This is a genomic window from Chryseobacterium glaciei (assembly GCF_001648155.1).
GTDB classification, from domain to species: Bacteria; Bacteroidota; Bacteroidia; order Flavobacteriales; family Weeksellaceae; genus Chryseobacterium; species Chryseobacterium glaciei.
Genome location: NZ_CP015199.1, coordinates 1392257 through 1406236, shown reverse-complemented (window position 1 = coordinate 1406236; position 13980 = coordinate 1392257). Strand labels below are relative to the sequence as shown.

Sequence of the window (13980 nt, the reverse complement as noted above, 5' to 3'; positions counted from 1 at the left end):
TAATAATTATACATCTAAAACTTCTCTGTCACGGAGAAGTTTTATTTTTGTGACTTATTAATTTAAAACAGATGAATATGAATCTCAGATTTTCAATGGTATTCCTGATGTTTTTTGCATTGGGATTTTCGCAGGATCTAAAAGTGATGAGTTTCAACATTAGACTTCAGGTAGAATCGGATAAGGAAAATGCATGGACAGAGAGAAAACAAGATGCAGTGGATTTATTAAATTATTATCACCCGGATTATTTCGGAGTTCAGGAAGCGCTTCCCGAGCAGATGAAAGATATCAAAAACGGATTGAAAAATTACGATTATGTAGGCGTCGGAAGAGATGACGGTAAAGAAAAAGGAGAGTTTTCGGCTATATTTTATGATACAAACAGGCTTCAGGTTGTAAATTCTGGAACGTTTTGGCTTTCTGAAACGCCTGAAAAACCGTCAAAAGGATGGGATGCTGCTTTGAACAGAATTTGCACGTATGCTGTTTTTAAAGATAAAAAATCAAAGAAAGAATTTTTAGCAATGAATCTTCACTTCGATCATATCGGAAATGTTGCAAGAGTGAAGTCTGCAGATTTAATTCTAAAGAAAATCAAGGAAATCAACCCTAAAAATTTACCGGTAACATTGACTGGCGATTTTAATTTGACAGATGATTCTGAGCCCATTAAAATTCTTTCTCAAAATATGAAAGACAGTTTTTATAATTCAGAATCAAAACATTATGGTCCAATTGGCACTTTTACAGCTTTCAACGTTAATGAAGTTCCGAAAAACAGAATCGACTATATTTTTGTAAAAGGTTTGAAAATAAAATCTCACAGACACATCAATGACAGAAGAGAAAACTTATTGTATCCTTCCGATCATTTTCCGGTCTTGGTAGATGTACAGTTTTAATAAAATATTAAAATAAAAATGAGCTTTATTCTATGGATGAAGCTTATTTTTTTCTGATTTCTAACTCTCGCATTGTTGATACATCACCTTGATATTCTAATAGTTGCTGATTGATCAACATGTGAATTCTATACAGAAGATAATAATCTCCAATCGTAGATTTTTGCTTCCCCATTGTTTCGCCAATCACTCTCGCAACTTTTTGATAGTCTGAAGTACAGTTATCTAAAATACTTTGATCATAATAATCCTCGTTTACAGAAATTAGACGGTCATCTTGCAATATTCTATTTGTTTTTTGATCTTTTTTCAGCCTTTCCCATTCATTTGCGTAAGATGATTTCGTATTTTCGTTAATCTCGTTTAAAATGTTGAAAATTCCATCAAGATCTTCCGGGTTTTGTATGGCTAAACAATTGGTTCTATAATCGTTCTTTAACGTTGTTGGCCAATCATCCAGATTGATTTCATGCAAATCCCTGTTCTTTAAAAGACTACAATAACGATATAACATGAGTTTTTCGCCAGCATCGCTTCCATGCCAGATAATTAAGGTTTTCTCTTTTGGGAAATCAATACTAAATTCAGTTGATAAATCATTGAAATTTATGCTGTTTTCCTCATTGTTTTCAATTGTATCGGGTGAGTAGACAGCATCGATGGCTTTCCAGTATGAACTGAATTTCTCAAAGTCAGGAGCAGACGTGAAATCGCTCAAAGGTCCCGTCGTTAAGTCATTATAAATACAGTGAATTTGTATTTTATCCTCCGGAAAATGAGTTTTGAAATAAGATTCCAAACTTCCTCTTCCAGGGTTGCTGTATACTAAATGGATTGCTTTTTTGAAATCAATCATCATTCTATTTTTTTAGTTAATTAATTAAAGGCTATAACAATGAATATTAGTTTTCATTGTTATAAAATTAGCAATTCTTTTTTACAAAACTTATTTTTCAGGAAAATCAATTTCAAAACCTATTCCTCTCAGCGATTGAATTTTAATTGTGGGATCTTCAATAAAGTATTTTCTCAATCGACTGATGAATACATCGAGGCTTCTTCCGGTAAAATAATCGTTGGTTTCCCAAAGAGTGTCTAGAATATCATCGCGTTTTATCATTTGATGATTGTGTTTTAAAAGGTACAAAAGAAGGTCTTTTTCACGGATCGTTAAGCGAATATCTCCTCTTGGATGAGATAACAACAGCTTTTCTGAATCCAAATTATAGTCTCCGATTTTCACATGCATTTGCAATGTAGAATGGGATGTTCTTTTTAAAATATTTTTAATTCTGAGAATTAATTCTTCTGGGTCGCAGGGTTTTGCAATATAATCGTCGGCTCCAATTTTAAGTCCTGTCAGACGATCTATTTTTTGATTTTTTGCGGTTAAAAAAAGGATAGGGAACTGTGGTTTTTCTTTTAAAATTATTTTAGAAAGAGAAAATCCATCAATATTAGGCATCATAATATCTAAGATACCGATTTGAAAATTGAAATCTGAGGTTAAAATCGTTACAACATCTTCAGGATTTTGAAACCATGTTACGTCGAAGTCTTCCAGCTCGAGATACTGTTTAAGAATCATTCCAAAATCAGTATCGTCTTCCACCAATAGAATTTTAATTTTCATAAGGAATGGTTATTTTAAAAGTTGTTCCTTCTTTAATCGTACTTTCTGCTTCTATTTTTCCGTTGTATTTTTCAATGATCTTTTTAACGAAATAAAGACCCAATCCTAATCCTTTTGTATTATGGATGTTGTTGGATTGTATTCTGTAAAACTTTTCAAAAACATTTTTAAATTCTTTTTTTTCGATGCCTTGTCCATTATCTGAAACGGTGATTTCCAATTTTTTTTGAGGGTTAGAAATTTTTATCTCAACAATTAATGAACCATATTTTACACTGTTTTCGCAGAGATTTTTAATGACAGTTTCCATGAGGTTTTTATCAAAAGGAAGTTGCTGCGAAATTTTATTTTTTAAAATAAATTGAATCTGAGGATAGGTAAAAGCAAGATCTTGAATGAAGAAATTCCAATCTTCAGGTTGTATTTCTGGAATTTCATTTTCTGTTTCGTCTTTATGAAGCTGTTGCATGAGACTTTCAAGACGGCTGATCTGTCGTTCTACTAATGGAAGCGTGTCCGGGTTCCAATCTTTCTTCAATGCTTTGGAGGCTATTTTTAAAGTGGCAATAGGCGTTTTAAACTCATGAGAGATATTATCTACTACGGTATGTAAGATTTCAACTTGTTTCTGTTGTTTAATTAAATTTTTAAAGGTAAAAATATAAAGTACTAATACACTTGTCAGGAGCGCAATACAACATAGAAAAAGCAGGGTCAATTCCCTGAAAACGATACTTTTAATATTTAATATTTCGAAGTCTGTCTGGCTTTTTACACGGAAGCTGTTATTCTTAATTATTTTCTTATCATCGTCTGATGTTGATTTAGATGAGGTTTGCCAATTTCCCGTATTTGAAATTCCTGGTTTTACAATTTTATTTCTTGTTTCAAATAAGATGATAGGTTTTTCAAGCAAATTGGTATTGCTAGGGAGAAAGATAATTGATAAATATTCTATTCTCACCGCAACTTTATAGCCTTCTTTTTCAAACTGTTTATCTACATAATTACTGAGCTGATCTTTGGTGCTTTTTCTATTTTGTTCAAACAGATCTAAAAAGTCTTTTTTGTCGATTTTTTTATCGGTATACTCAATGAAAATATGCTGTAAAGATTCGTCAGACGCTTTTTTTAAACCTCTTCTATCTTCAAGATTATCGGTGTATTGAGTAAGTTTATTGTGTACACTTCTGTAAATTTCCCGCTCTTTAACCTGATAGGTTTTATACATGAAATAAGCCTGAATCCCCAAAAGAAGCAGAAATAAGGCCGCAAAGAGTGCAATAAGATTTTTACTTTTCAAAATCATGATAACAAATATAAAACTTTAGTACTTCTCCAATAACCGTTAACTCATCATTAACCTTTCATTAACCGAAATTCTCTCGGGTAAACTAGACTTTTGTATCAGAATATTTGTCGACTGTTTTTTTTCTGTTTGTAAAAATCAGTTTACGTTAAAAAATTAATCATGTATAAATTTTTTCTTTTTTTATGTTTTCCAATTTTTATGTTTTCACAAAAACAAAAGATTGAAGGCACAGTTTCGAATGCTCAGAATGAAAAACTTTCTTTGGTCTCTATTGAAGTTTATAATTCTCAAAATATATTGCTAAAAACATTGATGACCAATGAAAATGGCGTTTTTATGCTGGAAGGCATTCCCGAAAATTCTGTGAAGTTGGTTATTAAAGATTTAGAATATTCCAAATTTGAAAAAGACCTGGATCTGGAAAAACAGAATCAGCCTTTACTGATTGTTTTGAAGAAAGACATTCAGGATATCCAAGAGGTTGTGATGACCAAGCAAAAGCCTTTAGTAAAAAGAAAAATTGACCGTTTAGAATTTAATGTAGAAAATAGTAATATTTCCTCGCTCAACGCATGGGAAATTCTTAAAAAGACACCAGGCGTAACCTCAAGTAATGATGTATTAGCGATCAAAGGAAGTCAAAGTATTCTCGTAACCATTAACGATAAAAAAATAATGCTGACGGGTGATGAGTTGAAAAATCTATTGGAAAACACGCAAGGTAGCGATATGAAATCGGTGGAAGTAATTACCAATCCACCTGCAAAATATGAAGCATCGGGAAGCGCCGTATTGAACATTGTGTTAAAGAAAAATAAGATAGAAGGTTATCGTGGGATTCTTTCTTCTAAATATGTACAAAGTCAGTATGCAAAAGGGGTAGCGGGAATTTCTCAATATTATAAGAAAGATAAACTTTCTGTAATGGGAAGCTATTACCGTGGAACCGGAACGTATTACAGAGAAGGGACGGATTATGTAAATTATATAGAAGATCAGCAAAGATGGGTCAGCACAATGAACCGTAAAGACCAAAATAAAAGCCAGAATACTTTGAATTTTAATGTAGAATATGAAATAGACAGTCTTACGAATGTAAGTCTTAATTATTCAGGTTCTTTTAATCCGAAATCTTTTGGGACGTATAATGTGCCCACTTTAATTTATAACAGTCAGGATGTTGTAGAGTCTAATTATACAACAATTAATGATCATCATTCTCGCACCATCAATAATACGGTGAGTTTTCAGGCAGATAGAAAACTGAATAAGAAAAGTAAGTTGACATGGACGAATTATTTTGCAGGAAACAACAATCAGAAATATCAAAATGTATTGACGTATCTTGATTTTGTAAATCAATCTCCAAAAGAAAATAACTTTGTGACCAATAATAAAAGTGATGTCCAGTTGTATTCTACTCAATTTGATTATCAATGGAAAAACGACAAATGGGAATTAGAATCCGGGTCCAAATATAGTTTTGTAAAAACCAGTAGCCAATTAGATTTTTCAGATAATGAAAATGAACAATTGCAATACAGAGCCGACAAAAGCAATGTTTTTGATTACAAAGAACACAATTTTGCTCTTTATTCATCGCTTTCTTACAATCCCGGAAAATGGAATTTTAAAGCAGGACTTCGTGCGGAAAAAACTGATTTAGAAGGAGTTGTTTCAGAACCTTATGAGGTGAATAAAAATAACTATTGGAAATTATTTCCCACTTTATACGCCCAATATACCACAGAAGGAAATCATCAATTTGGTTTGTCTTACGGAAAAAGAATCAGCAGACCGTCTTATTCTTGGTTGAATCCAGCAAAATCATACTACAATCTATTTTCTTATTTTCAGGGAGATCCAAAATTGAAAGCAACGATTATTCATAATCTTAATTTCACGTATACTTGGAAAGAATGGAACCTTGATTTTTATTACCGTAAAGAAATTGCGCCATCAATGGAAATCTCTTATCAGGAACCGAGTAATAATAATTTAATTTATCATTACACAAATATTGAAAAAGGGCAGGCGTATGGATTGAGTGTTTATAAAAATTTCCAAATCAAGCCTTGGTGGAGCTTGAGTGTTTCTGAAAATATTGAACATAATGAAAATTATTTTATTGGCATTGATGATCTTCTATACAAAAACAAAGTTTGGAATTTTGCGTCTGATGTTTCTACAAGTTTCACTTTGCAGAAAAGCAGTGATTGGAAATTGGAAGTAGGGCATCGTTATAATTCGCCTGCTATACAAGGAACTTTCAGAATATCGAGTTCTTCGGCTACATATCTGGTGATGAACAAAAAGTTTTTCAACAAAAAACTGGAAGGAAGTCTGATGTTTAATGATATTTTTAAAACTTCCAAAGAAAAGGTGAGTACAAAATACGGAAATCAGGATAACTATTTTCTGGATTATAGAGATACTCAGAATTTTATTATTTCGTTAAAATTTAATTTTGGAAATCAAGCAGTGAAAAATGTTAAGGCAATTAAAAAAGCGGATGAACAAGATCGAATGTAAAGTGTTTTTAATTAAAATTTATAATGATAGGACGAAGAATTGATGGCTGTCTGTTACAATTTCCTTAATTTTGAGACCTATCTTTTAAATGTAGAGAAATGAACAAATTACTTTTCGGATTAATAATGATCACTTCATGGCAGATTTCTTCTGCGCAGGAACTGTATATGCCGAGAAATATTAAGAAAGCGTATGAAAATGGAACAAGAGATATTTCTGGAGCTCCCGGGAAAAATTATTGGCAAAATAAAGGGATTTATACAGTTGATGTAAAGGTTGATGCCAATACTAAAATAGTTTCCGGAAAAGAGACAATTATTTATACCAACAACAGCCCAAAAGATTTGGATGAATTAGCGATAAGATTTGTTAATAATTTACATAAACCACAGTCGCCGAGGTCAGGATCTGTTTCCAAAGACTTTTTGTCTTCAGGTTTACACATCAAATTGTTTATCGTAAATGGTGAAAAATATGAAGTGAATAGTGAAGATTGGGGAACAGTCGAAAAAGTAAAATTAAATTCAGTTTTAAAATCTAAAGCCAAAGCTGAGGTTAAAATTGAATGGGAATATCCGTTATCTGTGCAAAGTGGAAGAGAAGGGCAAATTGACCCCGAAACTTTTTATGTAGCCTATTCTTTCCCAAGAATTTCTGTGTACGACGATTACAATGGTTGGGATATGCTTCCGCACTCGGACAGACAGGAGTTTTATAACGATTTTAATGATTATAGTTTCGCGATCACGGCTCCGAAAAACTATGTGGTTTGGTCAACGGGAGATTTTTTAAATCCTGATGCAGTTCTTCAACCGGAATATTTAAAAAGATATAAATCTTCATTAAAAAGTGACAAAGTAATACACGTTGCTACCGAGCAGGAGATGAAATCGGGGAAAGTAACCAAACCTAATAAATGGAATATTTGGAAATTTAAGGCCAATAATATCACCGATTTTTGTTTTGCATTAAGCAATCATTATGTTTGGGATGCGGCAAGTGTTCAGTTAAAAACAAAAAGAGCAAGTGTTCAGGCCGGATACAAAGCAGGAACAAAAGATTTTGAACATTATGTAGACTGGATGCGTTATAATCTGGATTGGTTCTCAAAAAACTGGCCGGGTGTAGAATATCCGTACAATGTAATGACGGCAATTCAAGGGTATGCTGATATGGAATATCCAATGATGATCAATGATTCAACGGTTCCGGATAATTTTCAGGATGCGAGATTAACGGCAGATCACGAAATTGCGCACACGTATTTCCCTTTCTACATGGGCATCAACGAAACGCGTTACGCTTTTATGGATGAAGGTTGGGCAACAACTTTGGAATATCTAATCGGAATTGATGAAAACGGAGAAGCTGCAGCCAAAGAATTCTATCAAAATTTTAGGGTTAAAAAATGGATCAACGATCCTTCTGCAGAGCAAGACCAACCGATTATTTCTATGAGTACGCAGGTAAGTGGAGCAGGTTATGGAAATAATTCTTATGTAAAAGCATCTCTCTCTTATTTGGCTTTGAAAGATTATTTAGGTGATGAGGTTTTCAAAAAAGCGTTACATCATTACATGGATAACTGGAATGGGAAACACCCAATTCCGTGGGATTATTTTTACTCAATGAATTCAGGTTCAGGGAAAAACTTAAATTGGTTTTTCAATAACTGGTTTTACACCAATAATTATATTGATTTAAAAATCGCCAACGTTTCTCAGCTAAATGATCTTTTAACCGTTAATATTGATAATGTGGGAGGTTTTGCCATTCCTTTTGAAGCGATATTGACCTATGAAGACGGAACTGTGGAAAAACTTCATTTCCCGCCATCACTTTGGGAGAAAGATCAAAAACAGGCTGTTTTAACGATTCCTATTAAAAAGAAAGTGAAATCTGTGAATTTAGACGGCGGTCTTTTTATGGATTATACACCGGCAGATAATTCTAAGAATTTATAGAAATAATTAAATAAAAAACAAAATCCTTTTCGGTCTGAAAAGGATTTTTTATGTTTAAATGTTTATTTGAAAATATGTAAATTATGATTCCGCAAAACCATTTTTAATAGCAAAAACCGCCAAGCCAACACGCGTTTTTAGGTCTAATTTATCACAAAGCTGATCTCTGTAACTTTCAACTGTTCTCGGACTGCAGCACATTTTATCGGCAATTTCTTTATAGCTGAGTTCGGTTACAGTGTATCGTAAAAACTCTCTTTCACGGTCAGAAATTCTTACTCCGTTTTCAGTGCCTTTATCATTATTCATGTTGGAGAAAATGATCTTTGAAGCCCATTCCGGATAGAAAAAACCGTCTGAATTTAATTTAATAAGAGCATTCTCAAGTTCTTTTGGATGGGTATTTTTCAGTAAATATCCTTTTGCTCCGTTTTTGATCATTTTAATGACACTTTTATCGTCACCCTGCATGCTCAGCGCCATTACTTTGATGTTCGGATGATTTTCTTTGAGCCAAAATACAGTTTCAAAACCATCCATAATCGGCATACTGATGTCTAAAAGAATGATATCCGGAATTTTGCTGTTGTTTTCAAATTTTTGAATGAGATCTTTACCGTTTTCAGCAACATAAATTACTTCAAAATCTTTAAAATTATCAATAATTCCTTCTAAAGCTTTTGCGATAAGTACATGATCATCAACAATAACTATAGTTTTTTTCATGGCTGTTTTTTTAAAATAATATTGAGTGTAGTTCCGAGGTTTTTCTGGCTTTCAAGGCTGAAATCTGCCCCGATGATCTCGGCTCTGTTTTTCATGTTGGTTAAACCGATTCCGTTTGAAGTGATCTTCGAACGGTCAAATCCCAAGCCGTCATCCTTGATATTCAATTCCCAAAAAGATTCATCTGAAGTGTTAAGATTAATGAAAATATTTTTACATTTTGCGTGTTTTATACTGTTCTGAATGAATTCCTGAGTAATTCTTAAAAGCATATTTTTCTGAACAAAGTCTAAATCAAGGTTTTCGAAATTATGCTGAAAATTTACTTTACACTTTTTAAAGCTGTTGGTATTGTCTACTTCTTCCTGTATTAAAGTTACGATTTCCTTTTGACTTATATTGTCATCCGTCAATGTTTTTGAAAGGCTCCTCAAATCCTGTAAAGATTGGTTGATGATCTGTGAAACCTGTTCTATTCTTTCACTCACCTCAGGAACCTTATTTTCGTATAAAAGTTGCTGAGTGTAAAGGCTTACAAGGGTTAATTTCTGTCCGATATTATCATGAAGCTCACGCCCGATCTGCTGCATGGTCGCCTGCTGAATTTCCAACTGTGTTGCCAGAAGTTCTTTCTGATGGATCTCGTTTTTTATTTCAATTTCAGTTAAATATTCCTTTTTACGCTGCTTATATTTTCGGATATAAACCATGATCGCGGCGACAAACAACACAAAAAATATGTTGAATAGGATTAACGTTATTAAGAGCTCTGTTTTCCCCATATGAATGAAATTGAGAATAATAAGTACATGATAATTCCTGAAATAAGAAAGTAGGCAAAGTAAATATCGTAAATCTCTCTATAGGTTTTAATAAAAGCAAAAAACGTCCAGAAAGGTAAGGTTCCGATATAAAATAACGTCACGCCCAGATTAATATAAAACATCGGGTTTTTGTTGAAATTCAGGATGTTTGAGGAATTAACCTGTTGATAATATTCCATGACTACGAGGATCATCAAGATCAGGCAGCCTAAAGTATAGTTTAAAGAAAACATGACTTTATCTGTTGAAAAAAGAAGCTCACTGGGGATAAATGATAATAAATAGACCAAGGATAAAGTGATGAAGAGTTTGGGCTTTCCAAAAGATTTTGAGGCGTACAGCCAATAGAAAAATGTAAACTGAACGGGAATCACAAAATAATTGTAAAACGCGGCTTTATCATAATCCATGAACTTACCTCCCCATTTTCCTACAGCTTCACACAGGAAAATGAAGATCAGATAAAACACAAAGTATTTCCAATATTGGTTTTTTATACGGTTGTAATACAGAACGGATATTAATGCAGCGATACCCTCGCTCCAGAACATAGATTCGTATATCAATTTTTGGAAATCAGTCATTGTGTTTATGCTTAAAATATTGTTACGTTAATATTAATTAAAATTTTTAGTATTCTTCAACTTTTTTATCATCCGGTGGTATAAGGTTTCCGTGGTTTTGACATAAAACAGCTGTTAAAGCTTTATTCATAGCCATTACTTCTTCCTGTTCGCCGTCATTATCATTGTTTTGATTATAGGTGGAAGCATCCAAAGGATTGAAGTCATAGCTTAAAATTTCTCCTTCAGCATTCCCCATTTTTAATGTTGGAATCATTACTAAAGTATGTTTTCCTGCGTAGTTTGTTCCGATCGGAGTATCTTCCATGATATCCCAGTTGTTAGCCTGTGGATATGCTGCGTAGTAAAATCTAACGCCCAGATCATTTTCAGTAATTGCTGGATTTACTTTTTGCGCTTCATTCTCAATGTCTGAAATGAATTTTTTCAAAGTTGTTAAATCGAAACGGATAGAATGAGCATCTTGAATTCCGAATTTAGTATTGATTGCAACTAATTGATTATCACGATAGTTGTCAATTAATTTTTTAACAAATACTGAAGACATGGTGTTTGGAGCATCAGTTAGTTCGATAGTGTCTCCGTTAAAGATAGGTTTTGTTTTCATAATGTTAGCTTTTATAGTAGAATGTTAGTTGGTATTGCAAATTTCGTAAATTTTTTATGTTAAATGATACGTTTTTTTCCTATTAATTCTCCGTGATTTTACGGATTGTTATGTTTAATTAAAATTATTAAGTGTTTGGGCGTATTTGTATAAAAAAATAAGTGCCGTAGATTGGGTCTACAGCACTTATTACAAAAATAATATATATGAAAAAAACTACTTATTTTTCAGCAGGTCTAAACACCAAACCTGTTTCCTCGAAATAATCTAATGTGATTCTATCGCCTTCATTCACCGTTCCTGCAAGAATCTCTCTGGATAATTTATTTAAAACTTCCTGTTGAATTACTCTTTTCAAGGGTCTTGCTCCGAAAGCCGGATCATAACCTTTGTTCATTAAATAATCTACAGCATCCTGAGTAGAAGTCATGATAATATTTCGTTTTGCCAACAGATCATTGTAACCTCTCAATTGATATTGAACGATTTTTCCAATTTCTTTTTTTCTTAAAGGTTGGAACAATACGGTCTCGTCAATTCTGTTTAAGAATTCTGGACGTAACGTCTGTTTCAATAGATCGAAAACCTCAATTTTAGTTTTATCAACAATTTCATCTTGATTCTCTTCAGTAATATTCTCAAAATTTTCCTGAATGATGTGCGAACCTAAATTCGAAGTCATAATGATGATCGAGTTTTTGAAATTTACAACTCTACCTTTATTATCCGTCAAACGACCATCATCCAAAACTTGCAACAACGTGTTGAAAACATCAGGATGCGCTTTTTCAATTTCATCTAAAAGCACAACTGAATAAGGTCTTCTTCTCACTGCTTCCGTCAATTGACCGCCTTCATCATATCCAACATATCCCGGAGGCGCACCAACAAGTCTAGACACACTGTGTCTTTCCTGATATTCACTCATATCAATTCTCGTCATATTATTTTCATCGTCGAATAAAAACTCAGCCAACGCTTTTGCAAGTTCAGTCTTACCAACACCTGTCGTTCCTAAGAAAAGAAAAGATCCGATTGGTTTTTTCTCGTCGCTCAATCCAACTCTGTTTCTTCTGATCGCATCTGCAACCGCACCGATTGCTTCTTCTTGACCAACAACTCTGTGATGAAGTTCTGTCTCAAGATGTAATAATTTTTCTCTTTCTGATTGTAAAAGTTTGGTTACAGGAATTCCCGTCCATTTTCCAATGACTTCAGAGATGTTGTCTGCGGTTACTTCTTCTTTAATCAATTCATTCTGATGATTTTGCATTTCTAATTCTAGTTTTTGCAAAGCATCTTCTTTCTCTTTTATTTTTCCGTACTGAATTTCAGCAACTTTTGCGTAATCTCCTGCTCTTGAAGCTCTTTCTGCTTCTAATTTCAGAGATTCAATATCTTTTTTAATCTGTGTTAAATCCTCAGATTTTTGTTTTTCTTTAAGCCATTTAGCATTAATTTCATTTCTTTCCTCAGAAATTTTCGAAATATCTTCTTTTAAATGGTCAATTTTTGTCTGATTGCCTTCTCGTGAAATCGCAGCCAATTCAATTTCCATCTGCATTAATTTTCTGTCTAAAACATCCAATTCTTCAGGTTTTGAATTGATTTCCATTCTCAACTTAGCCGAAGCCTCATCAATAAGGTCAATCGCTTTATCCGGTAAAAATCGGTCTGAAATATATCGTTGAGACATTTCTACCGCAGCAATAATCGCTTCATCTTTGATTCTTACTTTGTGGTGAGCTTCATATTTATCTTTAATTCCACGAAGAATCGAGATTGCAGATTCAGTATCCGGTTCTTCCACCATTACTTTCTGGAAACGTCTTTCAAGGGCTTTATCTTTTTCAAAATATTTCTGATATTCATTTAAAGTTGTCGCACCGATCGCTCTTAATTCTCCTCTTGCTAAGGCTGGTTTTAGAATATTTGCAGCATCCATCGCGCCTTCACCGCCTCCGGCTCCGACCAAAGTATGAATCTCGTCGATGAAAAGGATAATTTGTCCGTCCGATTTTGTAACCTCATTGATAACTGATTTTAACCTTTCTTCAAATTCTCCTTTATATTTTGCACCGGCAATCAACGCTCCCATATCCAATGAATACAACGTTTTATCCATCAAATTTTCAGGAATATCTCCGCTGATGATTCTGTGGGCAATTCCTTCTGCGATGGCAGTTTTACCAACGCCAGGTTCACCAATTAAAATCGGATTATTTTTCGTTCTTCTTGAAAGAATCTGTAAAACTCTCCTGATTTCTTCATCACGACCAATAACTGGATCTAATTTTCCTTCTGCTGCTAATTCGTTGAAGTTTTTAGCATATTTTTTTAAGGATTGATAGGTTTCTTCTGAACTTGCAGATGTCGCAGTACTGCCTTTTCTTAATTCTTTAATTCCGCCTTCCAAAAGACTTTTTGTAACGCCTATATCTTTCAATGTTTTCGACACTTCAGAATTGGTTTCTAAAAGTGAAAGCCACAAATGTTCGATCGTTACGAATTCATCACCCATTTTTTTGGCGATGTTGGGAGCATCAAGCAAAACTTTATTTGCTGATTGTGAAAGGTAAATATTTCCTCCCTGTACTTTTGGAAGCTTTTCTAAATTTTCACGGTTTCGCTCTCTTACCAAATTGGCATCTGCTTCAGATTTTTTTAATAAGAAAGGCGATATATTTTCATCTATTTGAAAGATTCCTTCCAATAAATGTTGAGGTTCTATGCTTTGATTGCCAAATTCCATGGCAACTTGCTGTGCTGCCTGGATGGCTTCCTGTGATTTTACTGTATATTGATTTAAGTTCATATTTTTATATTTTTTGTAATGGTTACATCTGGTCTAATTTTCTTAAAAAACATCAAGAAACCAAATTTCAAGGCTCAG

General features: G+C 33.4%; 11 protein-coding genes. 3 read left to right on the top strand and 8 right to left on the bottom strand.

All coding sequences use genetic code 11. The annotated features are described in order from the left end of the window. Positions 1-77 precede the first annotated feature (77 nt). A complete protein-coding gene (locus A0O34_RS06250; RefSeq protein WP_066759549.1) occupies positions 78-905 on the top strand; it encodes an endonuclease/exonuclease/phosphatase family protein in 828 nt (275 codons plus the stop codon). Positions 906-948: 43 nt separating this feature from the next. Here A0O34_RS06250 and A0O34_RS06245 read toward each other — a convergent pair whose 3' ends face one another. From A0O34_RS06245 to A0O34_RS06235, 3 genes are all read right to left on the bottom strand, one after another. Continuing rightward, positions 949-1764 (bottom strand): DUF3658 domain-containing protein, encoded by an 816-nt coding sequence (locus A0O34_RS06245; protein ID WP_066752605.1) that lies wholly within the window; start codon positions 1762-1764, stop codon positions 949-951. Positions 1765-1851: 87 nt separating this feature from the next. Beyond that, positions 1852-2538 carry a response regulator transcription factor gene (locus A0O34_RS06240; RefSeq protein ID WP_066752602.1) on the bottom strand — a complete coding sequence of 229 codons (687 nt, stop codon included), beginning with the start codon at positions 2536-2538 and terminating at the stop codon, positions 1852-1854. Then, entirely contained in the window at positions 2528-3847 is a 1320-nt protein-coding gene (locus A0O34_RS06235; protein WP_066752599.1) for a sensor histidine kinase, read from the bottom strand. The genes A0O34_RS06240 and A0O34_RS06235 overlap by 11 nt, the downstream gene beginning before the upstream one ends. 201 nt (positions 3848-4048) lie before the next feature. Here A0O34_RS06235 and A0O34_RS06230 point away from each other — a divergent pair, with 201 nt between their 5' ends. Next, a complete protein-coding gene (locus A0O34_RS06230; RefSeq protein ID WP_228394359.1) occupies positions 4049-6382 on the top strand; it encodes an outer membrane beta-barrel protein in 2334 nt (777 codons plus the stop codon). Between the two features lie 98 nt (positions 6383-6480). Beyond that, on the top strand, positions 6481-8346 hold the full coding sequence (locus A0O34_RS06225) for a M1 family metallopeptidase (RefSeq protein ID WP_066752592.1): 1866 nt from the start codon (positions 6481-6483) through the stop codon (positions 8344-8346). A gap of 81 nt (positions 8347-8427) precedes the next feature. Here the strand turns inward: A0O34_RS06225 and A0O34_RS06220 are convergent, their stop codons facing one another. The 5 genes from A0O34_RS06220 to clpB form a co-directional block, all read right to left on the bottom strand. Further along, the gene (locus A0O34_RS06220) at positions 8428-9072 is read right to left on the bottom strand and encodes a response regulator transcription factor (RefSeq protein WP_066752590.1); all 645 of its coding nucleotides are present in this window, start codon (positions 9070-9072) and stop codon (positions 8428-8430) included. Next, positions 9069-9803 (bottom strand): sensor histidine kinase, encoded by a 735-nt coding sequence (locus A0O34_RS06215; RefSeq protein ID WP_228394358.1) that lies wholly within the window; start codon positions 9801-9803, stop codon positions 9069-9071. Before A0O34_RS06215 ends, A0O34_RS06220 begins: the two co-directional genes overlap by 4 nt. A gap of 29 nt (positions 9804-9832) precedes the next feature. Further along, positions 9833-10480: a hypothetical protein gene (locus tag A0O34_RS06210; RefSeq protein WP_066752579.1), complete on the bottom strand. Its 648-nt coding sequence runs from the start codon at positions 10478-10480 to the stop codon at positions 9833-9835. Between the two features lie 46 nt (positions 10481-10526). Continuing rightward, a complete protein-coding gene (locus tag A0O34_RS06205; protein WP_066752576.1) occupies positions 10527-11087 on the bottom strand; it encodes a hypothetical protein in 561 nt (186 codons plus the stop codon). A 220-nt stretch (positions 11088-11307) separates the two neighbouring features. Next, positions 11308-13902, bottom strand: a complete 2595-nt coding sequence (clpB, locus tag A0O34_RS06200; protein WP_066752573.1) for an ATP-dependent chaperone ClpB — start codon at positions 13900-13902, stop codon at positions 11308-11310. Between the last annotated feature and the right edge of the window lie 78 nt (positions 13903-13980).